At 68.0% G+C, this 22189-nt stretch carries 19 protein-coding genes; 6 read left to right on the top strand and 13 right to left on the bottom strand.

The genetic code is table 11. The features are described 5' to 3' along the window. Positions 1 to 22: 22 nt before the first annotated feature. The 8 genes from AC3IR9_RS15090 to AC3IR9_RS15055 form a co-directional block, all read right to left on the bottom strand. Positions 23 to 613 (bottom strand): HAD family hydrolase, encoded by a 591-nt coding sequence (locus AC3IR9_RS15090; RefSeq protein WP_489291680.1) that lies wholly within the window; start codon positions 611 to 613, stop codon positions 23 to 25. Positions 614 to 677: 64 nt separating this feature from the next. Continuing rightward, positions 678 to 2759 (bottom strand): methionine--tRNA ligase, encoded by a 2082-nt coding sequence (gene metG / locus AC3IR9_RS15085; protein ID WP_489291679.1) that lies wholly within the window; start codon positions 2757 to 2759, stop codon positions 678 to 680. Between the two features lie 729 nt (positions 2760 to 3488). Then, positions 3489 to 3932 (bottom strand): DUF2147 domain-containing protein, encoded by a 444-nt coding sequence (locus AC3IR9_RS15080; protein ID WP_489291678.1) that lies wholly within the window; start codon positions 3930 to 3932, stop codon positions 3489 to 3491. Between the two features lie 89 nt (positions 3933 to 4021). Beyond that, positions 4022 to 4441, bottom strand: a complete 420-nt coding sequence (gene gloA2, locus AC3IR9_RS15075; protein WP_489291677.1) for an SMU1112c/YaeR family gloxylase I-like metalloprotein — start codon at positions 4439 to 4441, stop codon at positions 4022 to 4024. Further along, the gene (locus AC3IR9_RS15070) at positions 4438 to 5523 is read right to left on the bottom strand and encodes a serine hydrolase domain-containing protein (RefSeq protein WP_489291676.1); all 1086 of its coding nucleotides are present in this window, start codon (positions 5521 to 5523) and stop codon (positions 4438 to 4440) included. Before AC3IR9_RS15070 ends, gloA2 begins: the two co-directional genes overlap by 4 nt. An 18-nt stretch (positions 5524 to 5541) precedes the next feature. After that, positions 5542 to 7464, bottom strand: coding sequence for a DUF885 domain-containing protein (locus tag AC3IR9_RS15065; RefSeq protein WP_489291675.1), 1923 nt, complete (start codon positions 7462 to 7464; stop codon positions 5542 to 5544). Positions 7465 to 7562: 98 nt separating this feature from the next. Next, positions 7563 to 8336: a queuosine precursor transporter gene (locus AC3IR9_RS15060; RefSeq protein WP_489291673.1), complete on the bottom strand. Its 774-nt coding sequence runs from the start codon at positions 8334 to 8336 to the stop codon at positions 7563 to 7565. Between the two features lies 1 nt (position 8337). After that, positions 8338 to 9015 (bottom strand): DUF502 domain-containing protein, encoded by a 678-nt coding sequence (locus AC3IR9_RS15055; protein ID WP_489291671.1) that lies wholly within the window; start codon positions 9013 to 9015, stop codon positions 8338 to 8340. A gap of 77 nt (positions 9016 to 9092) precedes the next feature. On the opposite strand from AC3IR9_RS15055, the gene AC3IR9_RS15050 reads away from it, so the two are divergent. After that, on the top strand, positions 9093 to 10403 hold the full coding sequence (locus tag AC3IR9_RS15050) for a hypothetical protein (RefSeq protein WP_489291669.1): 1311 nt from the start codon (positions 9093 to 9095) through the stop codon (positions 10401 to 10403). Between the two features lie 12 nt (positions 10404 to 10415). On the opposite strand, the gene AC3IR9_RS15045 is transcribed toward AC3IR9_RS15050, so the two are convergent. The 5 genes from AC3IR9_RS15045 to trxA all read right to left on the bottom strand — a co-directional run bounded on the left by AC3IR9_RS15045 (position 10416) and on the right by trxA (position 16102). Further along, positions 10416 to 11132 carry a hypothetical protein gene (locus AC3IR9_RS15045; protein ID WP_489291667.1) on the bottom strand — a complete coding sequence of 239 codons (717 nt, stop codon included), beginning with the start codon at positions 11130 to 11132 and terminating at the stop codon, positions 10416 to 10418. A gap of 65 nt (positions 11133 to 11197) precedes the next feature. After that, on the bottom strand, positions 11198 to 11671 hold the full coding sequence (locus tag AC3IR9_RS15040; RefSeq protein WP_489291665.1) for a DUF4442 domain-containing protein: 474 nt from the start codon (positions 11669 to 11671) through the stop codon (positions 11198 to 11200). A gap of 72 nt (positions 11672 to 11743) precedes the next feature. Further along, positions 11744 to 13369: a CHASE2 domain-containing protein gene (locus AC3IR9_RS15035; RefSeq protein WP_489291663.1), complete on the bottom strand. Its 1626-nt coding sequence runs from the start codon at positions 13367 to 13369 to the stop codon at positions 11744 to 11746. Next, positions 13366 to 15030: a FecR family protein gene (locus AC3IR9_RS15030; RefSeq protein WP_489291661.1), complete on the bottom strand. Its 1665-nt coding sequence runs from the start codon at positions 15028 to 15030 to the stop codon at positions 13366 to 13368. The genes AC3IR9_RS15035 and AC3IR9_RS15030 overlap by 4 nt, the downstream gene beginning before the upstream one ends. Positions 15031 to 15244: 214 nt before the next feature. Beyond that, complete coding sequence (gene trxA, locus AC3IR9_RS15025; RefSeq protein ID WP_489291659.1) at positions 15245 to 16102, bottom strand: thioredoxin; 858 nt, start codon at positions 16100 to 16102, stop codon at positions 15245 to 15247. A gap of 130 nt (positions 16103 to 16232) precedes the next feature. On the opposite strand from trxA, the gene AC3IR9_RS15020 reads away from it, so the two are divergent. The 5 genes from AC3IR9_RS15020 to nadD all read left to right on the top strand — a co-directional run bounded on the left by AC3IR9_RS15020 (position 16233) and on the right by nadD (position 22133). After that, entirely contained in the window at positions 16233 to 16838 is a 606-nt protein-coding gene (locus AC3IR9_RS15020) for a DUF998 domain-containing protein (protein ID WP_489291657.1), read from the top strand. A 189-nt stretch (positions 16839 to 17027) separates the two neighbouring features. Beyond that, the gene (gene leuS / locus AC3IR9_RS15015; protein ID WP_489291655.1) at positions 17028 to 19667 is read left to right on the top strand and encodes a leucine--tRNA ligase; all 2640 of its coding nucleotides are present in this window, start codon (positions 17028 to 17030) and stop codon (positions 19665 to 19667) included. A 129-nt stretch (positions 19668 to 19796) separates the two neighbouring features. Then, on the top strand, positions 19797 to 20396 hold the full coding sequence (locus AC3IR9_RS15010) for an LPS-assembly lipoprotein LptE (RefSeq protein ID WP_489291653.1): 600 nt from the start codon (positions 19797 to 19799) through the stop codon (positions 20394 to 20396). Positions 20397 to 20424: 28 nt separating this feature from the next. Then, positions 20425 to 21462 (top strand): DNA polymerase III subunit delta, encoded by a 1038-nt coding sequence (gene holA / locus AC3IR9_RS15005; protein ID WP_489291651.1) that lies wholly within the window; start codon positions 20425 to 20427, stop codon positions 21460 to 21462. A 5-nt stretch (positions 21463 to 21467) separates the two neighbouring features. Continuing rightward, the gene (gene nadD / locus AC3IR9_RS15000; protein WP_489291649.1) at positions 21468 to 22133 is read left to right on the top strand and encodes a nicotinate-nucleotide adenylyltransferase; all 666 of its coding nucleotides are present in this window, start codon (positions 21468 to 21470) and stop codon (positions 22131 to 22133) included. Positions 22134 to 22189: the final 56 nt, after the last annotated feature.

Raw genomic sequence — 22189 nt, 5'->3', positions numbered from 1 at the left:
TGGCGTCGGCTGCGCGGGAAAGTCATTTCAAGGGTTTGCCGCGATACCAGCGGTCGTGGGCGAGGGCCAGCATCGGCCGGTCTTCGCTGCTGTCGCCGTAAGCGTGGATGCGCTGGTAGCGTGACAGATCGTACTGGCGGCGGATGTGTTCGACCTTGCGCGGGCCGCAGTCACCGTCGGCGTAGCGTCCGGTCAAGCGACCGTCGTGGCTTTCCAGGCGGTTGCAGATCAGGCCCAGGCCAAGCGCATCGCACCACGGCCGCAGGTACAGGTCCAGCGAACCGGACACCACCACGACAGTGTGCTTGTGCTGCAGGTGCCAGCGGATCTGTTCAAGCATCTGCGGGCGCACCACCCCGGGCAGCTCATCGCGGGCGTAGCCGGTGGCCTGGGTGGCGATGTCGTCGGCATGGCGGTTGCTGAAGGTCAGGTCGGTGACGCGTGCGCGGATGCGTTCGGCTGAGATCAGCTTGAGGCGGTACGCCAGCAGCCACGGCCCCACTTTCCACCAGGCCTGGGCAAGCTGCTCGGGGGTGGCGACGCGGCGCAGGAAGCGGCCGTAGGTATCGCAGGTGGTGACCGTGTGGTCGAAGTCGAACAGCGCCAGTTCCAAACCTGTACCTCCGTGCCTGCAGATGGCGCGACCGGACGGCGTTGCTGCCGCCCGGGCAGGGCGCTCAGCGCACCGGCATGCCGGGCTGGGCGCTGCTGTCGGCGTCGAGCAGGGCAAGGTCGCCGCCGTCGAAACCGGCCGACAGGATCATGCCTTCGCTCAGGCCGAAGCGCATCTTGCGCGGCGCCAGGTTGGCGATGAACACCACGCTGCGGCCGACCAGCTTGTCCGGTTCAGCGTAGCTGGCGCGGATGCCGGAGAAAATCTGGCGGGTGCCAAGATCGCCGGCATCCAGTTCAAAGCGCAGCAGCTTGTCCGACCCTTCCACAAACCCACAGGCCAGCACCTTGCCGATGCGCAGGTCGAGTTTGGCGAAGTCGTCGATGCCGATGTAGGCCGGGCCTTCGCCGGGGGCGGCGGCAACCGCCGTCGCCGGCGCTGCCGGAGCCGCGGCGGGCTTGGCGGGCTTTACCGGGGCGGCGGGGGCTGCGGCGGCGAGGGTGTCTTTGGAGGCGTCGGTCATGGCGTCGATCAGTTTCGGGTCGATTCGGGTGAACAGCGGGCTGTACACGGCGATGGTGTGGGCGGTAAGCGGGCGGGCGATGTCGATCCAGTCCTGGACGGGCGCGGCCAGGAAGGTTTCGGCCTGGGCGGCGGTGGCCGGCAGCACCGGCTTGAGCGCGGTGACCAGTACGCGGAACAGGTTGAGACCCTGGGTGCACACGGCCTGCAGCTGGGCGTCGGCGCCCTCCTGCTTGGCGATCACCCAGGGCTTCTGGTCGTCGATGTAGCGGTTGGCTTCATCGGCCAGGGCCATGGTCAGGCGCACGGCAGCGGCCGGATCGTTGCGCTCGTAGGCCTCGCGGATCGGGGCGAGGGCGGCGACGAAGCGGTCGTACTGGGCGGCATCGGGCAGGGCATCGGCGAGGCGGCCGTCGAAGCGCTTGCTGATGAAGCCGGCGCAGCGGCTGGCGAGGTTGACGAACTTGCCGACCAGGTCGGCGTTGACGCGTGCGATGAAGTCGCCCAGGTTGAGGTCGAGGTCTTCGACGCCACCGCCGGATTTGGCCGCAAAGTAGTAGCGCAGGGCTTCGGCTTCAAGGCCGACGTCAAGATAGGTACGGGCCATGATGAAGGTGCCGCGCGACTTGGACATCTTGGCGCCATCGACCATCAGGTAGCCGTTGACGTGCAGGCGGGTCGGCGCGCGGTGGCCGGTACCGTGCAGCACCGCCGGCCAGAACAGGCCGTGGAAATTGACGATGTCCTTGCCGATGAAATGGTGCAGTTCGGTGCTGGTGCCGGCGCGCAGGTGGGCGTCGAAGTCTTCGCCGTTCTCCGCGCACAGGGCCTGGAAGCTGGACAGGTAGCCGATGGGGGCATCGAGCCAGACGTAGAAATACTTGCCGGGCTGGCCGGGGATTTCAAAACCGAAATAGGGCGCGTCGCGGGAGATGTCCCAGGCGCGCAGGCCGCCGTCGGCGTTGAGCCATTCGCCGAGTTTGGCCTTGACGCCGGGCAGGGCGACATCGCCGGCCAGCCACTCGCGCAGGAAGCTTTCAAAGCGGCCGACTTCGAAGAAGAAGTGTTCGGAGTCGCGCATTTCCGGGGTGGCACCGGAGATCACCGAGCGCGGGTCTTTCAGTTCGGTGGGGGTATAGGTGGCGCCGCACACTTCGCAGTTGTCGCCGTACTGGTCCGGGCTGCTGCAGACCGGGCAGATGCCTTTGATGTAGCGGTCGGGCAGGAACATGCCCTTGGCCGGGTCATAGAACTGGGCCACGGAGCGGCGCGCGATGTGGCCTTGCGCCTCCAGCGTGAGGTAGAAGGTTTCGGTCAGGGCCTTGTTGCCGGCCGAGTTGGTGGAATCGTAATGGTCGAAGTGGACGCCAAAGGCAGCGAAGTCGCGCTCGTGGCTGGCCTGGATGTTGGCGATGAAGGCTTCGGGGGTAACGCCGGCCTTTTCAGCAGCGAGCATGATGGGGGTGCCATGGGTGTCATCGGCGCACACGAACCAGGTCTTGCCGCCGCTCATTCGTCGCGCGCGTACCCAGATGTCAGCCTGGATGTAGCCGACCAGGTGGCCCAGGTGGAGCGGGCCGTTGGCGTAGGGCAGGGCGGTGGTGACTAGAGCGGTGCGGGTCATGGTCTGCGTTGTTGCTTTGGGGACCGGGGATTATCGCATGGTGGGGGTGGGCGCCTGCGGCGGGCTTTTTTTTCGAAGCCGGAGCCAAGGCCACAGCCACAGCCACAGCCACAGCCACAGCCACAGCCACAGCAGAGCCGAAGCCTGTAGACCGGTCTGCTGGGGGAGGGCTGGGGTGGGTGAGGCCGCGGGGCACGCTGCAAGTACGTCCTTGTAAGCTCCGTCGCCGCATCCATGCGGCTCAGGGCCCCGCAACCTCACCCACCCCAGCCCTTCGACAGTGGGTCGGTGTGCAGGGGCAAGCTCAGGGCCACAGCCATAGCCATAGCCATAGCGCAGGTGGAGCCGGGTGCTGTCCCGTTGCCTGCCGTGCCAAGGGTTGCCGGAGCTGGCATTAGAGCGGTTTGGTTCGGGGTGTTGGGGGAAGTGGAAATGCAAAAGGCCGAAGCGGCGTAGCCGCTCCGGCCTTCTTCTCTCCCACCCGGCGATGCAAATGCCTGGAGGGCGAGGCGGGTTGAACCCCACCGGGACCGTGTACGGCATGGATGCCGTACACGAGCCCCCATGGGTGAGAGCGCATTGCTTGCGAGGCACTGCCTCGCATGCGCTCGAACGCACAGCCGCCAGCGGCTGGGCCGGACCGCGGAGAGGGGTTCACGGCGTGTCCCGGTGGGGTTCAACCCGCCTCGACCACGCCACGACAATGACTAGCTGAAACAGCGCCGAACCTTACTCCCGGACCCATGTCTGGGCGCGGCAGATGAAGGCGACGCAGCCGGACACGTCCAGCTTGGCACCGCCGGTCTGCAGCTTTGCCTTGGATTTGTAGGTCTTGCCGTTGCCCGGATCCAGGATCGTGCCGCCCGACCAGGCGTTGGTGCCGTCGGCCTTGAGGTTCCACAGGATCGTCATGCCTTTGACCGGCTTGTTCTTGTTGGCACCCTCGCAGCCGTCGCAGACCGGGTTGGGGCCCTTGTCCGAATGCAGGATGTCCACGACCTTGCCGGTCAGCGTGCCGTTGCCGGCCTGGGTGATCTCCACGATCGACTTCACCTTGCCGGTCTTGTCGTCGATGGTCTTCCAGCGGCCAACGGCACCGTCGGCGGCGCTGGCCGACATCGCGGCCATCATCAGCGGCAGCGCCAGCAACAGGGTCTTGAAGGTCTTGCGCATGTTCCCCTCCCAGGGATGTCCGAGAATGCCGGCGCAGTGCCGGTACAGGCCGACTGTATACCCATTCGCTCCGGTACGGAACGCATCGGTCAGCCGGCGTCGGCCGGGATTTCGTACAGCTCCAGCGGCAATCCGTCGGGGTCGGCGAAGAAGGTGAAGCGGCGGCCGGTGTACTCGTCGGTGCGGATCGGCTCGCAGGCCACGCCGGCGGCCGCCAGCCGGGCGATCATCGGCTCCAGCGTGGCGACCCGGAAGGCCAGGTGGCGCAATCCCTGGGCTTCGGGGCGGCTGGGGCGCGGTGGCGCGGCGGGGAAGGAGAACACCTCCAGCTGGCTGCCGTCGGGCAGGGCCAGGTCCAGTTTCCACGAGTCGCGGGCGATACGGTAATTCTCATCCAGCACCCGCAGGCCCAGCAGCACGGTGTAGAAGTGTTTGGAGCGGGCATAGTCCGAGGCGATCAGCGCCACGTGATGGATGCCGAGCAGCGGCGTGGCGTCGGTTGCGTTCATTGCAGGGTGTCCAGCCAGCGCCGGGCGATCTGCAGCGCCAGCGGATAGGGTTCGGGGCCGTCGCGGTTGCTCAGCAGGATGACCGTCAGATGCTGTTGCGGGTACCGCAGGATCACGTTGCGGAAGCCGATGCTCTCGCCGCTGTGCCATTGTGCCAGGCCATTGAGGCGCCAGCCGAAACCGTAAAACGGCACGTCGGGTTCATCGGTGGGCGTGGCCGGCGTGAACGCCTGCTTCAGCGAGGATGCCCTGAGCAGCCGCGCGTCGTACAACGCCGCATCCCATTTGGCCAGGTCGTCCAGGGAGGAGTAGATGCCGCCGTCGCCGAGCACCGCACTGGTCGGGCTCTGGTCGGTGCGCTGCCAACGGTCGTCGATCTGGCTGTAGCCGTAGGCGCGGTGGGCCACCTCGTCCACGCCCTGCTGGTGGGCGACCGTGGCGGCCATGCCGAGCGGCTGGAAGATGCGTGCGTGCAGGAAACCGGCGAAATCCTGGCCGGAGGCCTTGCCTACCACCAGTGCCAGCAGCGCGTAACCACTGTTGCTGTAGCGATAGCGACTACCGGGTGCGAACAGCGTGCGGTCCTGTGTTTCCAGCAGGTGCAGCACGTCGATGTCATGCACCTGCGCGCGCGCATCGGCGGCCATCAGGTCTTCGTAATCGAGCAGGCCACTGGTGTGGCTGAGCAGCTGGCGCAGGGTAATCGCGTCGGCGGCGGCCGGTAGCGTGGGCAGCCAGCGTTTGAGCGGGTCATCCAGCGACAGCGCGCCGTCCTCGGCCAGCAGCAGGATCGCTGCCGCAGTGAACTGCTTGGTCACCGACGCCAGGCGGAAGTTGCTCTGCGCGGTCACCGCCGTGCCGTCTTCGAGCACGGCCAGGCCGTAGCCGCGACGGAACACCGGCTTGCCATCGTGCAGCACCAGCACGGCGGCGCCGGGCACCTGGCCGTCATAGGCGGCCAGCAGCGCATCGATGCCCGGGTCGGGGGGCGACAGCACCGGTGCGGCCAAGGCCGTGCCCAGCCCGAGCAGGCCGCCGCACATCACGGTGATCCATTGCAGTGGACGACGGGCGATGTGCATGGACAGCTCCAGTTTCGATCAGGGCGTGGGGACGGCAGCGGCCGCACCGGTTTCGCTGGCGGTCCAGCGGGTGATCTTGGCGTCCAGGATGTCCAGCGGCATCGAGCCGTCGCGCAGGACTTCCTCGTGGAAACGCCGCAGGTCGAAGCGCGGCCCAAGCACGGCCTTGGCCTTGTCGCGCAGCTCGATCATCTTCAGCTCGCCCAGCGCATTGGGCAGGCTCTGGCCGGGCAGGGCCATGAACCGCTCCACTTCGGCGGCGGCATCGTCGGCGGGCATGTCGGCGGTCTTGACCAGGTAGTCCACCGCCTGGCGCTTGCTCCAGCCCTGCGCATGCACGCCGGTATCGGCCACCATGCGCGCGGTGCGGGTCAGGGCCGCCTGCAGGTAACCGATCTTCTCGTAGGGATCCTGGTAAACGCCGAGCTGATCGCCCAGCGATTCGGCATACAGGCCCCAGCCTTCGATGAACGCAATGTCGCCGCCGAGGCGACGGAAGCGTGGCAGCTTGTCCAGCTCCTGCTGCAGGCCCAGCTGCACGTGATGGCCGGGAATGCCTTCATGCAGGAACTGCACCGGCGCCGACCAGCGACGTCGAGTGGGCAGGTTGGCGGTGTTGACGTAAAGGATGCCCGGGCGCATGCCATCCTGCAGCGGCGGCTGGTAGCTCACCGCGGCGGCACTGGCGGCGCGCTCGGGCTCCACCGCGCGGATCTCCATCGGGGCCTTGGGCACGGTGCCCAGCAACGCCGGCAGGCGGCTGCCCACTTGCGCCTGCAGTTGCTTGTAACGGGTCAGCACCGCCTCGGCGTTGCCGTACTGGAAGCTCCGGTCGGTGCGCATGTTGCGCAGTACCTTTTGCTGCGACCCCCGGATGCGGTTGTCCTTGAGGATGCCGGCGATCTGCGCCTGCAGCGCACCCACCCGTTGCTCGCCCAGGGCATGGATCTGCGCCGGCGACAGGGTCGAGGCGGTGCTCTGCTCGATGTTCTGCGCGTACCACGCCTGGCCGTTGGGCAGCGCCCCGAGGCCATCGCTGCTGCGCGTGGCCGGCAGGTATTCGGTGGCGATGAAACCGCGCAGGGCGCGGTAGGCCGGCATGATCCGGTACTCGATCATGCGCTTGTATTCGGCGCTGATGCGCGCTTTGTCGGCGGCCGGGAAATCCTCCGGCATGTTGCGCACCGGCGCCCAGAAGATGCTTTCCTCGGCGCTTGGCTTGAGCACCGCATCCAGCTGCGGCAGCACTTTTTCCATCAGGTCGCGCGGCTGCACCACGCCGGCGGCCATGCCTTGGCGCATGTTGGCCATGGCCTGGTCGAACAGCGGGCCGATGCCCAGCGAGCGCCTGGACCAGGTGTCGTAATCCTGCACCGTATTGAACGGCTGCGCGCCTGAGCCGGAGCCCAGGATCGCCATGATGCTGCCGAGGTTGTAGTACTGGCTTACTGGCAGCATCCAGCTGGGGTACTGCTCGGCGGCCAGCGACATGCGCGCATCGCGCACGAAGATTTCATAACTCAGCAGGTCTTGCCCGGCCAGGCCGTCGGCACCGATCTTCTCGACCTTGCCCAGCCATTCCACGGTGAAATCGTGCGACTGCTGGCGATAGGCGGCCGAGAGGATGTTGGGCAACTGGTCGTTGTGGCGGGCATCGCCCTGGAAGGTGGCCTGCAGCGGGTTGAGCCGCATCGAGGCATCCCAGTATTCATCGTAGATCCGGTCGAGCTGGGCGGCCTTGGTCTGTTGGCGTACCAAGGGCTGCCGGGTCGGCGCGGCGGCAGGGCGTGCGCGCGGCTTGGCCTTGGGTTTGGCGGCCGGCCGGGTATGCGCGGCGGCCGGCCGGGCGGCCTTTTTCTTGGCGGCTTCGGCCGGTGCGGCGGCGCTGAATACCAGCAGGGCAGCAATGGCAAGCGCCAGGGCGCGGGCGGGATGGGGCATCGGCTGTTTCCGTAAAACCTACACAGACCCGGGAGCTTGCCCGATCCTCGCCTATACGGCCAGCGCCGGAGCGCAGTCAGCGCCGGGCCGTATCGGCCTCAGTCAGCTGCTGCATCGGCCCGCAGCTGGGCGGCGCGTTGTTCACCCAGATAACCGGTGATCGCACGTCGCATCAGGTACAGCAACGGGATCAAGGCGATTGCGAAGCCCATCTTGTAGACGTAGTTGACGCTGCTCACGGCCAGGAACAGCGAGGTGGGCCAGTGTTGTGGCCCCAGCACGAAGGCGATCCAGATCACCACGAAACTGTCGACCAGCTGGGACACGGCGGTGGAGCCGGTCGCGCGCAGCCAGACATGGCGCTCGCCGGTGGCGCGGCGGATGCGGTGGAAGATCGACACGTCGATCAACTGCCCGAGCAGGAAGGCCACCAGTGACCCGGCGATGGTCCACATGCCCTGGCCGAACACCGCGGCAAACGCGGCCTGGTAATCCGGTACGCCGTGCGCGCTCATCGAGGTCACCCACCAGCTGGCCGGGACCAGCGAGATCGCCGCGAACGCGAACAGGAACCCGTAGCTGATCAGCACCACCGCCAGCCACGAGATGAACTTGACCCCGCGCCGGCCGAAGAACTCGTTGATGGTGTCGGTCATGATGAACACCACCGGCCACAGCAGCGTACCGGCGGTGAAGCTGAGTGAGCCGGTCTGGCCGAACAGGTTCCAGTTGAACGGGGCTATGCCCAGGGTGTCTTCCAGCGCGAAGATCTTGACCCCGATCAGTTCGGCCAGCACCGCGTTGGCGCAGAAGAATGCGGCCAGCGCAATGAACAGCAGGACCGCGCGGTCCTGCAGCGGGCGCTGACTCACCTCAGCGCTCGCCGGCGCGGGTGAACGGCATGGTTTCCGGCGCGACCGCGCCACCGGAAATGATGAAGCTCATCGCCTGGTCCACGGTCCAGTCGGTCGGCGTGAGCAGTTCCACCGGGACGATCTCCAGGTAGCCGGAGGTCGGGTTCGGCGTGGTCGGTACGTACACGGCGGCCAGTTCGCGGCCGGTGCCCTGCTCGCGCATCACCCGTGTCACCAGGCCCACCGATTTCATCTCGCGGTGCGGGAAGTCGATCAGCACCACGCGCTGGGTGCTACCCGGCTCGGTCTGCAGCATGTCCAGCAATTTCTTGGCACTTTCATAGATGGTGCTGGCCAGCGGAATGCGTTTGATCACCGCGCCGAACCAGCGCAGCAGGCGTTGGCCGATCACCCGGCGGCTGAGCACGCCTACGCTGAGGATGACCAGCAGGGTGGCGCCCAGGCCGATCAGGTTCTGCATCCACTCGACCTTGACCCAGCCCAGGTAATGCGGGAACGAAGCGGCGATCTGCTCCGACAGTGGCACCACCACCGGGCTGGAAATGCCCGACAACAGCACGAACACGAATTTGACCACCACCCACGTCAGCCAGATTGGCAGCAGGGTCAGCAGGCCGGTCAGGAACAGGCGCTGCAGGGAGGGGCGCGGAACGAGGTGGGGGGCTTCGGGCGACATGCCGCATTGTAGCGGGGCCGTGGCCCGGATTACCCTGCCTGCGGTCGCAGGGAGCGGCCTGCTGGGGGAATGCTGTGTTGAAAGGATTGAAGTGGACGGGACTGAGCCTGCTCGGGCTGGTCGGGGCGGGGCTGGTGGTGCTGTTGGCGTCGTGGTGGCTGCCGGTGCCGGTAGCCGAGAGCCAGGCGCTGGCGGCGATCGAGGCGGGGCCGCCGGATGCTGCACCCGAACGCAATGCGTTCGTTGCGCTGTGGTTGCTGGCATACGACGGTATCGGTCCGGCCCAGCAGCGTGCAGTGACCGCCGAAGACACCCGCCGCTTCGCCCGGGCCAGGCAGCAGAATCCGGAGCAGCCGGCAACCGGGATCAGCGTCGCCGACGGCCGCTTCGACCGGGTGCGCCCGGTCAGCCAGTGGTGCCGGTCCGGCACATCCAGCTGCCTGCAGCAGGTGCGGGCGGCCGCCGACCAGGTGGAAGCGGCGCACCGCGGCCATGACGCACTGCATGCGCGGATCGCCGCGTTGGGCAGCCAGGACCATTACCAGAATCTGTTCATGGCCGATGTCGCCATGCCGTTCCCGTCGTTCCAGCTACCGATGGAACGCCTCTCTCATCATGCCCTGATGCAGATGCGCGGTGACAGCACGCAGGCCTTGCAGGGAATCTGCGAAGACCTGGGGACTGCCCGCATGCTGATGCGCGGCAGCGACAGCCTGCTGGTGGCGATGGTCGGCGGTGCGATGGCCGAGCGCAGCGCCCGGCTGTTCACCGAGATCCTGGTCGAGTTGCCGGCCGATGCGGACGTGCCGGCGATCTGCAGCGCGGCGCTGCTGCCGCCGGATGTCGCCGAGCTGGACCTGTGCCTGCCGTTGCGTGGCGAGTTCGTGTTCCAGCGCGCTGCCCTTGCGCAGGTGGCGCAGGCGCAGGGCGGTTGGTTCTTCGACAAGCACAAGACGCAGGCACGCCATGCCTGGCTGCTCTCGCGCAGTTGCACGACACAGGTGCGTGCGCAGATCGGCCAGGACCGGCCTGTGACGCTGCCCGCATTGCCATCGCGATGGTCGCTGCCGTGCGTGGCCAATGCCGTGGGCTGTGGGCTGGTGGAGATCAGCGGACCGGCCTACGACGACTACCTGCTGCGCGCGCAGGATACCGGCGCACACCTGCGCCTGGCCGCGGCGATGCTGTGGCTGCGTGCGCAGCCGGCAGCCGGCGGCGATGCAGTGGCCACCCTGGCGCACCTGCCCAGCGGCCTGCGCAGCACGCAGCGGCCGTTGCAGTGGAGTGCCGACAGGCAGGCGCTGCAGGTGCGGCGGTACGCGGCACCGCGTAACGGCACCGCCGCCACGATCAGCGCGCCTCTGCCGCCGGCGTGGCGACCGCAGTGAACAGCGGCAGGGCTACGGCAGCGGCTCGAATGCCGCGCCGTCGCCGATGCTGTCCAGCGTCCAGCGCTTTTTCGAGGCCAGGGTCTCCCAGCCCACCTGCTCGCCGTCTGCTTCCATGCTGCCGCTTGCACGGCGTACCTTCGCGGTGGAGTAGTTGATGCTCAACGACTCGGTCTGGCCGGAGTTGCGCATCATCGATTCGCTGTCGTAGCCGATCAGCGTGAACGCGTTGTCCTGCCAGCGGAACGTGAAGCGGGTCGAACCGGTGGACCAGCTGCCGGCGTTTGAAAAAAAGTACAGGCTTACCTGCAGCGTGCCGCGCACCAGCGTGACGCCACCGGCGTCATCGTCGAATACATCGGACTGGTTGGGATATTCATGGCGCGGAATCAGCGCGTGGTTCTGCGCGGCCAACGCATAGCGACCGTCCGGCATCGACCAGGCGATCGCCAACAGGCGCGGATTGCTGTCCAGCGGGCTGGGGCCGAAGCCATCGTGTTCGATCACGTTGCGGGGATCGTGCTGGCGCAGTACCAGCACCAGGTCGGCGCGGTGGTCGCCGTTGAGGTCGCCGAGCAGGCGTTGCTCGATGCGCCAGCCGTCGGGAACGAAGCCTTCGGCGGTGCTGGCGGTGGCGGGCAGGGTGGGATAGTCCACCACCGGGACATCCCATGCCCATGCCACGACGGGCAGGCACAGCAGCGGCAGGGCAGCGAGCAGCAGGCGCATGGATCGTCCGTGACAAGACCAGGCGGGCGAGCATAGCAAGTGCGCCCGTCGCGTCGCGTGCGTAGTCAGGGCGTCTGCGCGGCGGGCTTGCGGGCGTCCGGCTTGAGCCGCAGGTAAACCTGCTTGCGGACCCGCGCGATCACCTCGCCCTTCGCATCGACGATGTCGTTGCTGAACCAGTGCAGGTATTTTTCGCCGCTGGCGGTAGCGGCCCGCAGTTGATCGAGCAGGGCATCGTCGAGGTGGAACTCGGCGGCCACGGTGCCGCGCCCGGGTTTGAGGAATTCGATCTCGCCGGCGCGGTCCCACACGTAGTAGTCGCGGCCCAGGTTGTGCATCACGGTGAGCATCCAGAACGGGTCGGTCATGGCGAACAGGCTGCCACCGAAATGCGTGCCCACGTAGTTGCGGTTCCAGGCGCGCATGCGCAGTTCGACGCGGACGTGCCGATAGTCGGCGCTGACCTCGGTGACGTGGATGCCGGTGAACAGGAACGGCGGCCACAGGTTCATGCCGTGGCGGAAGACGCTGGCCTTCATGGGATCCGATCGCGTTGGGAAAGGTTGCCCGAGTCTAACATTCGCAAGCGTATGGTTGGGCGAATGCGCGGTTCAGTGGCCTTCGTCGGCCACGTAGCCATCGCGACCGGCGGCCTTGGCCTGGTACAGCGCCGCATCGGCGCCCTCGAAAAAGTGCCGCGGCTCGCTGCCCGCGGCCGGGACACGGGTATACACGCCCACGGTCAGGCTGATGTGGATGATCTTGCCGTGGCTGGCGGCAATTTCCAGGGTGCGTGCCCGGGCCAGCAGGTCTTCGACCACCAGCACCGCGCCGTCGGCGGTAGTGTCGGGCAGGATCAGGGCGAACTCGTCGCCGCCGAACCGGGCGGCCATGTCGCGCGGGCGGCGCGCATGGGCACCGATCTCGGTGGCGATCTGGCGCAGTACGCTGTCGCCGGCATGGTGGCCATAGACATCGTTGTGATGCTTGAAGTGGTCCACGTCGATCAGCACCAGGGTCAGCGGGCGGCCACTGCGGCGGCCGGCATCATGTTCCTGCTGCAGGACCTGTTCGAAACGCAGGCGGTTGCCCAGCCCGGTGAGTGCATCGCTGTTGGCCTGGCGGCGCCACGCGCTGATCCGCCACAGCACCCAGGCCGCAATCACCGCCAGCATCCCGGTCAGGGTGGCGGCGGGAGCGAACCAGAGGTTGCCGGCACGCAGCAGCACCAGGCTCAGCAGCAGGGTCAGCGGCAGCGCCAGCAGTGCGCTGGACGCGGCCCGCGGCACACTCAGGCCCAGGCAGCACATCGCCACCAGCAGGCCACTGAGCAGGTCCTGCCAGAGTGTCGGGGGCAGGTTGATGACCTTGTCGTCGAGCAGCATCGAGGCCACGTTGGCCTGGTATTCGCTGCCGCTCATCCAGCGCTCGCGCGTGGTGGGGGTCAATATCCGCGGCGCGATGCCGCTGGCGGTCATGCCGACCAGCACCAGCCGGTCGCGCAGCAGCGCCGGATCCACGTCGCCGTTGAGCACATCCACGTAGGACACCTGCGGGAAGCGCTCGGGTGGGCCGGCGTAGCGCACGCGCACGTAGTGGTCGCGCCGCCATTGATAGGGGGAGGATTGCTCTGGTTGGGGGTCGCGCAGGCCCGGCAGCGGCCCGCCCACGTCGGCCAGTGCCAGGCCCAGGGCCGGCCAATGGGGCGATCCGATTCCGGCGGTGAGGTACATCCCGCGGGCCACCCCGTCGGCATCCACTTCGATGTCGCTGTGGCCCAGGGTGGCCGCGTTGGCGGCGATCAGCGGTATCGGCAGCAGCTCTTCGGCCATGCGCGGGCCGCTGGCCGGGGCCGCCAGCACCGGCAGCACCACATGGCCGTTGCGGCGGATCGCAGCGGCCAGTTCGGCATCCTGCGCGTTGTCCTTGCGGTCCGGTTCGGACAGCATCAGGTCCAGTACCACGCGTGTGGTGCCCGCTTCGGTCAGGCGGTCGAGCATGCGCGCGTGCGTGGAACGCGGCCACGGCCACTGGCCGATCTGCTGCAGGCTGTTGTCATCGATGGCCACGATCAACAGGCGCGGATCGGGTTGGTAGTCCCAGGCGCCAACGTAGGCGTCGTATACCGCTTCGTCCTGCTGCCAGAACCACTGCCAGTGGCTGGCCGTCGCCGCCAGTGCGCCGACCACTGCCGACAGCGCGAGGCGCTGCGGCCAGGACAGGTCCAGGGGTTTCACAACAGCAGCCACAGCAGCAGTGCGCCGCCACCGGCGCCGTAACAGCTGCGACACGGCAGCTTGACCTGCTGTGCCGGCGAGAACGGACCGGCATAGCCGTCTTCTTCGATGTACTGCACGCGGACGTGCAGGGTGCCGTGCCACGGACGCTTCAACGTGACCTCGGCCTGATCCACCTCGCGGTCCAGCAGTGGCTGGGCAAAGTCGCCCTTGCGGTCCAACTGCACCCGGTAGCGCTGACCGGGTTCGCCGGCCTGCCAGCGCAGCGTGAGCTGGCCCTTGGCCGCCTGCGGCGGTTGCAGCGCCGGGTCGACCGGCGCGTTGCTGATGGTCAGTGCCACCGGCTGGCCGAAGCGACCGCGGTTGCCGTTGGCATCGCGCGAGGCCACCCGCCAGAAATAGCTGCCCGGGGCCAGGTCCTGGCGCGGGCGCAGATGGGTGCTGCGGCCTTCCTGTTCCAGCACCGGTTCCAGGAAACGTGGATCGCGCGCGATCTGCAGCACGCTCGCGCTGGCACCGCTGACCTGGCTCCATTCAAAGCGAGGTCGCGCGCTGTTGACGGTTTCCTGGTTGACCGGGCGCACCGTCAACGGCGGCACGGGTTGGTCGCGCACCAGGAAGTCCTGTTCGGCATCCAGCCCTTCCACGCCGTCGTCGCTGATCGCGCGCACCAGCACCCGCAGATGGCCGGGGGGCAGGTCGGGCACGGTCAGCGTGGTGGCATCGGTGGTGGCGGCGAACAACAGGATGTCCGGCTGGTCGGCACGCACCACCTCCACCCGGTAGCGTTCGGCCCCGGTCACCGGCAACCACGCCAGCATCGCCGGCAGCGGATCCAGGCGAACCTGCGCGCGGTCCCACGCCGGGGCCGGAAGCAGGGCTTCCAGCGGGCTCGGGCGGTCGTCCAGTGACGGGCTGCGGGTGGCTTGCCCCGGCGTGACCAGGCGCTGCCCGCGGCGGTTGCCGACTTGCACCTTGCCCTGGATCACTTCGGTGGACGCGCTGTGGCCGTCGCTGCCGGCGCTGACCCGGAAGACCGTGCCGCGCACGCTGCTGGTGGCCGTGGGTGCATCGATGATGTAACGCGATGCCGGGCCCCTGGCCGGAGTGACCCGGTTGCTGGCACGGCCCTGTTCCAGCCGCAGCCGGGTGTCGACCATGCCGGTGTGGCCGTAGCGGCTCAACTGATCCAGGCGCAGGCGCGAGTTCTCGCGCAGCTGCAGCCGGGAATCGTCGGCAAAGGCGACGGTGGCGCTGGAATCGGCCCCGGTCACCAGGAACTGGCCGATCGTCAACCGATCGCCTTCGGCTACATCGTGCAGGCCGCTCTGGGAAAGGCTGCCGGCCTGGACCCGGCCGCGGGCGGCCAGCACCCGTGCCGGCGCTGGCTGTACGGCCAGCCAGGCCACCGGGAAGCGCAGCTGGCTGCCCGGCGGCAGGCGATAGGGATCGGCCACGCGGTTGTGCGACTGCAACTGCTCCCACGGAATCGACGGCTTGAGGTAGCGCGCGCCCAGGTCCCACAAGGTATCGCCGGGGCGGACCCGGTAGTTCCAGTCCTGGGCCAGCGACGGCAATGCCACCAGCAGCAGCACCACCAGCATCAGCAGGCGGGTACAGGACTGGAAGAGATATGGTAAACGGCTCGAACTCACGATCATGATGACTCTGCAGGCCGGGGCGCAGCCCTGCGGCCCCCATGGCCCAGACCTCATCCCCCCGAATGGACCGCGGCGTCCAGCGTGCCGCACAGTCATTATCGCCCGGGAGGCGTGCAGGGTTTCTGAACGTGACCCAGGTCACACAGTGGTGGCATGAGATCCGTTAACGCGCGCGGCGGCGGGACGCTGTCCGGCTGCCGCGTCGCGGTGATGATCAGAACAGCAGCGAAGCCATGCGTCGACGGTAGCGTCCGACCAGGTCCTCGTCGTCGATCACCTTGAACGCATCGATCAGCAGTTTGCGCGGCAGGCCGTCCTCGAAGCCACGGTCGCGCCGCAGCATCTCCAGGAACTGCTCCAGCGCCGCCTCGTCCTGCCCGCCCAGCAGCAGCTGCACGCCGCGCAGGCGGCGCGCCTGCAGGTCATCGCCATTGGCGGCGATCCGCGCGTCCAGCGCTTCGGCCGCCGGGGCGTCCTGCAGTGCATTGGCGAAATCCAGCCGCGCGCGTGCCCGCACCGCGCGGTCATCGGTGGCCAGGTTGGCCGGCAGTGCGTCGATCAGCACACCGGCTTCGGCACCGGCCCCGATCTGCAGCAGCGCCACGGCCAGGTCCAGCTTGAGCTCATCCTTGTCCGGCTCGGCGGCGATGGCCGCGCGCAGCACATCGACCTGCGCCTGTGGATCCAGCGGCGCAGGTTCGGCGGGCGTTTCCACGGCCGGCTCGGCCGGGGTGACCCCGTGCTGGGCCAGGAACTCGCGCAGCTGGCCTTCGGGAATGGCGCCGGGGAAGCCGTCGACCAGCTGGCCGTCCTTGACCAGGAACACGGTGGGCACCGAGCGGATCTGGAACGCCGCGGCGATCTGCTGTTCCTGGTCCACGTCCACCTTGGCCAGTTCGAACGCGCCGTGGTATTCGCCGGCCAGCTTCTCCAGCATCGGCCCGAGGGTCTTGCAGGGCTCGCACCAGGGCGCCCAGAAATCAACCAGCACCGGTGTCTGCAGGGACTTCTGCAGGACCTCGGTTTCAAAGGTGGCGGTGGTGGCATCGAAGACGTGTGGCATTTCGCTCATGGTCTGGAATCAACGATAAAGATGTCTCCAGTTTATGGGTGCACCGGTTCCAGGACGCAACCCCGACCCCCGGGAACCGCGCAAAACAGTGACAATGCCGGGGCTCGACCCATCGCCTGGCAGCTTCCCCATGCAGACCCTGCAACGTATCGACCGTGCCATCGGCGCGCTGGCCGCCAGTGTGTTCGTGGCCGCCGTGCTGGGGTTCGGTGCGGCGCTGCCGGGGTATCGCCCGCTGGCCCATCCGGTGGCATTGCTGGGCGCACTCGGCGTGCCGCATGCGCAGGCGTTCAGTTGGCTGGGGTTCGTGCTGCCGGGGCTTTTGGCCGGCTGGGTCGGCGTGCGCCTGCTGCTGCGGGTGCCGCGTACCGCGCCATGGCCGCTGCGGGTGGGCGTGCAGCTGCTGGCACTGGCGGGGCTGGCGTTCGCCGCGATGGGGCTGCTGCCACTGGATGCCAGCGATATCGAAAGCCCGGCCAGCCAGTTCCACGCCAGCGCATGGATGGTGTGGGTGCTGGCCTTCATCCCCGGCACGTTGATGTACGGGATGGGCGCACTGCGGCTGCCGGGCTGGCGCGCGCAGGCGCTGCTGCACCTGGGCTGTGGTGTGGGGATGCTGCTGGCGGCGTTCGTGCTGCAGGCTTGGATGCCGGCGCCGATCGCCCAGCGGCTCGCGTTTGCGTGCTGGGCGGTATGGCTGGTGGCCGCGCTGCCGCTGGCCCACCGCCGCCGTTGAGCCCGGGCGGCACGTCGGGATCGGCGCGTTGCCTGCGATGGCTGCGCCGGACCGCAGGCGGTGATTCGTGGAAAACCCGTGGTGATTCAACGGGATGACGATTCCGGCGGGGCGCGGAGGCCGGCTGGATTGGAGCCCCATGCCGCACTGCGGTACCCTGTTCCGCTTTGCCGCCGCACTAGCGTTTCCATGACCAGCGTCGAACCCAACGTTTACGATCCGCAGCAGGTTGAATCGTCCGCCCAGAAGTTCTGGGACGCCACCCGTGCCTTCGAGGTCGGCGAGTCGTCGGACAAGCCGAAGTACTACTGCCTCTCGATGCTGCCGTACCCGTCCGGCGCGCTGCACATGGGCCACGTGCGCAACTACACGATCGGCGATGTGATCAGCCGCTACAAGCGGATGACCGGCTACAACGTGCTGCAGCCGATGGGCTGGGACGCCTTCGGCCTGCCGGCTGAAAATGCGGCGATCAAGAACAAGACCGCGCCGGCCAAGTGGACCTACGCCAACATCGAGCACATGCGGGGCCAGTTCAAGGCCATGGGCTATGCGATCGACTGGTCGCGCGAGTTCGCCACCTGCACGCCCGAGTACTACGTGCACGAACAGCGCATGTTCACCCGGCTGATGCGCAAGGGCCTGGCCTACCGCCGCAACGCGGTGGTGAACTGGGACCCGGTTGACCAGACCGTGCTGGCCAACGAGCAGGTCATCGACGGCCGCGGCTGGCGTTCCGGCGCACTGGTTGAAAAGCGCGAGATCCCGCAGTGGTTCCTGCGCATCACCGACTACGCCCAGGAACTGCTGGACGGCCTGGACGAACTGCCGGGCTGGCCCGATTCGGTCAAGACCATGCAGCGCAACTGGATCGGTCGCTCCGAAGGGCTGGAAATCCAGTTCGACGTGCGCGATGCCGACGGCAGCGCGCTGGACCCGCTGCGCGTGTTCACCACCCGTCCGGACACCGTGATGGGCGTGACCTTCGTGTCCATCGCCGGCGAACATCCGCTGGCCCAGCACGCGGCGAAGTCGAACCCGGCGTTGGCCGCGCTGCTGGCCGGGATGAAGCAGGGTGGTGTGTCCGAAGCGGAACTGGAAACCCAGGAAAAGCGCGGCATGGATACCGGCCTGCGCGCCGTGCATCCGGTCACCGGTGCCCAGGTGCCGGTGTGGGTGGCCAACTTCGTACTGATGGGCTATGGCACCGGTGCGGTCATGGCCGTGCCCGGCCACGACCAGCGCGACAATGAGTTTGCCAACAAGTACGGCCTGCCGATCCGCCAGGTCATCGCGCTGAAGTCGCCGCGCAAGGAAGAAAGCGCGTACGACGCCACCCGCTGGCAGGACTGGTACGGCGACAAGGCCCGCGAGACCGAGCTGGTCAATTCAGAAGAATTCGACGGCCTGGATTACCAGGGCGCTTTCGAGGCGCTGGCCGAGCGTTTCGAGCGCAAGGCCCAGGGCCAGCGCCGGGTCAATTACCGCCTGCGCGACTGGGGCGTCAGCCGCCAGCGCTACTGGGGCTGCCCGATTCCGGTGATCTACTGCCCCAAGTGCGGTGCATTGCCGGTGCCCGAAGAGCAACTGCCGGTGGTACTGCCGGAAAACGTCAATTTCGTCGGTACCGGTTCGCCGATCAAGGCCGACCCGGAATGGCGCAAGACCACCTGCCCCGATTGCGGCGGTGCGGCCGAACGCGAAACCGATACCTTCGATACCTTCATGGAATCGAGTTGGTACTACGCGCGCTACACCTCGCCCGGTGCCCGCGATGCGGTGGACAAGCGCGGCAATTACTGGCTGCCGGTGGACCAGTACATCGGTGGCATCGAGCACGCGATCCTGCACCTGATGTACTTCCGTTTCTTCCACAAGCTGCTGCGTGATGCGCGCATGGTGGATAGCAACGAACCGGCGCAGAACCTGCTGTGCCAGGGCATGGTGATCGCAGAAACCTATTTCCGTCCCAATCCGGACGGCTCCAAGGACTGGATCAACCCGGCCGACGTGGACGTGCAGCGCGACGAGCGCGGCCGCATCACCGGCGCCACCCTGATCGCCGACGGCCAGCCGGTGGTGATCGGCGGTACCGAGAAAATGTCCAAGTCCAAGAACAACGGCGTGGACCCGCAGGTGATGGTGGGCAAGTACGGCGCCGACACCGTGCGCCTGTTCTCGATGTTCGCCGCGCCGCCGGAACAGTCGCTGGAATGGAACGAAGCCGGCGTCGACGGCATGGCGCGGTTCCTGCGTCGTTTGTGGGCACAGGTGCAGAAGCATGCCGCCGAAGGCCCGGCACCGGCGCTGGACGTGGCCGGGCTGAGCACCGAGCAGAAGGTGCTGCGCCGCAAGACCCACGAGACCATCGGCAAGGTCAGTGACGACTACGGCCGTCGCCACAGCTTCAACACCGCCATCGCCGCGGTGATGGAACTGATGAACGCGCTGGCCAAGTTCGACGATGTCAGTGCGCAGGGCCGCGCGGTCCGCCAGGAGGCGCTGCAGGCCACCGTGCTGCTGCTCAACCCGATCACCCCGCACGCCAGCCACGCGCTGTGGCAGGTGCTGGGCAACGGCGAGACGCTGCTGGAAGACCAGGTGTTCCCGCAGGCCGATGCCAGCGCCCTGGTCCGCGATGCGGTAACGCTGGCGGTACAGGTCAACGGCAAGCTGCGTGGCACCATCGAGGTGGCCGCCGATGCGGCGCGCGAGCAGATTGAAGCGCTGGGCCTGGCCGAACCGAACGCGGCCAAGTTCCTGGAGGGCCTGGCGGTGCGCAAGATCATCATCGTGCCAGGCAAGATCGTGAACATCGTGGCCGCCTGAGCGTAGCGCCGGGCTCTGCCCGGCTGCCTTCAAGCGGGGCAGAGCCCCGCTCTACGTGCTACGTTCACGCGGCATCGGGCATCGTCTCTGCCTGTTGCCGCGCCCGCCCGGCTCCCCCAGACTGTGCCCATGACCCGATTCCTGCTTGCCCTCGTCCTGACCGCGTCCCTTGCCGGCTGCGGCTTTCATCTGCGCAACAAATTGATGTTGCCGGCCGATACCGCCGCGGTGAAGGTGGTCTCCACTGCGCCGTACAGTGAACTGGCCAAGCTGCTGCGTCGCGGGCTGCAGGCATCGGGCGCGCAGATCGCCGACTCGGACGTCACCGGCAAGGCCGCGCAGCTGCAGGTACTGTCCGAACGCTGGGGCGACCTGCCGATCGCCATTGATGCACAGGGCCGCGCGCAGGAATACAGCCTGCGTTATGCGGTGATCTTCAAGTTCCTGCGTGAGGATGGCAGCGAGCTGGTGCCGCAGCAGGTGATCGAGCTGTCGCGCGACTACGTGTCCCCGCCCACCGACGCGACCGGTACCACCACCGAGCGCGAAATCCTCGCCGACGAACTGCGCCGTGAAATGTCGGCCTCGATCATGCGTCGCATCGACAGCGTGGTGCGGGCCGAGATGGAAGGCCGCGTGCCGGCCAGGCCGGCCGCCCCACCCAGCGTGCCGGCCGAGCCGATCGAGCCGCCGGTGCAGCCGGCCGTTCCCGCCGTCCAGGGTCACTGACCGGTCCGCCTGCGGACCGGCCCTCCGGATGGAACTGCGCCCCGAACAACTTGCCACCCAGCCAGCCAGCCAGGCGCTGTCCCCGGTCTACCTGATTGCCGGCCCGGAAACCCTGCGCGTGCTGGAAGCGGCCGATGCGGTGCGTGCCCGTGCCCGCGCCGATGGCATCGACGAGCGCGAAGTATTCGATGCCGATGGCCGTGATTTCGACTGGAACCAGGTCCAGGCCAGTTTCAACGCGCCCAGCCTGTTCAGCCCACGCCGGTTGATGGAGCTGCGCCTGCCCAGCGGCAAGCCGGGCAAGGACGGTGCGGAGGTCATCAGCCAGTTCTGCGCTGCGCCGGCGCCGGATGTGATCCTGCTGATCACCTGCAATGAATGGAGCAAGGCCCACCAGACCAAGTGGACCGACGCGGTCAACCGCGTCGGCGTGCTGTCGGTGGCCTGGGCGATCAAACCGCACGAACTGTCGGACTGGATCGAACGGCGCCTGCGCGGCAAGGGCCTGCGGGCCGAGCCGGCGGCGGTGCAGCGCCTGGCCGAGCGGGTCGAAGGCAACCTGCTGGCGGCCGCGCAGGAAATCGACAAACTGGCGCTGCTCGCGGCAGGCCAGACCCTGGATGTGGACACCATGGAGTCGCTGGTGGCCGACGCCGCCCGCTATGACGTGTTCCGCCTGCTTGAAGCGACGTTCTCCGGGCAGCCGGCAGCCGTGCTGCGCATGCTCGCCGGGCTGCGCGGGGAGGGCGAGGCTGTCGCTGCCCTGATGCCGATGGTCATCCGTGAAATGCTCTCCACCGCCGGCCTGGCCCGGGTGCAGGCGCGCGGCGGCAACCTGGCGGCGGAAATGAAGAGCCGCGGCATCTGGGAATCACGCCAGGCACCGTTCAAGCGCGCGCTGCAGCGGCATGCCGAACCCAAGCGCTGGGACCGGTTCGTGGCCGAGGCCGGGCGGGTCGACCGCATGGCCAAGGGGCGCGCCGATGGCGACCCGTGGCTGGGCCTGGAGCGGCTGCTGCTCGCGGTGTCCGAGGCCCGCGCGGTGCGTCTGCTGGCCCGCGCCTGAGCCGCATGGGCCTGCGCATTCATTACGGCGGCACCTTCGATCCGGTGCACCTGGGACATCTGGCGATCGCGCGCGCGGCGCGCGACCAGATGCAGGTGGCGGTGCGGTTGGTGCCGGCCGCCGATCCGCCGCACCGCGCTCCGCCCGGCGCCGATGCCGAGCAGCGTGCGCGGATGCTGGCGCTGGCCATCGGTGACGAGCCGGGGCTGCTGCTGGACCGCCGTGAACTGGAGCGCGCCACGCGCCAGCCGGGGGTGCCGTCCTATACCGTGGATACCCTGCGTGAGCTGCGTGCCGAGCTCGGTCCGCACCAGCCGCTGGCCTGGCTGGTCGGGGCGGACAGCCTGCTGGGGTTGCCCAGCTGGCACGCCTGGGAAGCGCTGTTCGGGCTGGCCCATTTCATCGTGGCCGATCGTCCCGGCAGCCCGTTGGAGCAGGACCTGCCGGCCGCCCTGGCGGTCGCGCTGGAGGGCCGCTGGGCCGGGCACGAGCGCGAGCTGTTCAGTGCGCCCGCCGGGCGGATCCTGCGCCTGCAGGCGCCGCTGCGCGAGGAATCGGCCAGTGCGGTTCGCCAGCGGATTGCTGCCGGCGGTGACTGGCAGGCCCTGTTGCCGGCGGCGGTGGCCGGCTTTATCACCGATCACCGCCTGTACGGGGCCGTAGCGGCGTGAACACGCGCAGGGCCCCGGAGCCGTATAATCGGCCCCACATTTATCGAGTTCACCCG

Source organism: Stenotrophomonas sp. GL_101 (assembly GCF_057835675.1).
Note: the sequence above shows the minus strand (reverse complement) of the source record. Positions and strands in the feature narration are given on the sequence as shown.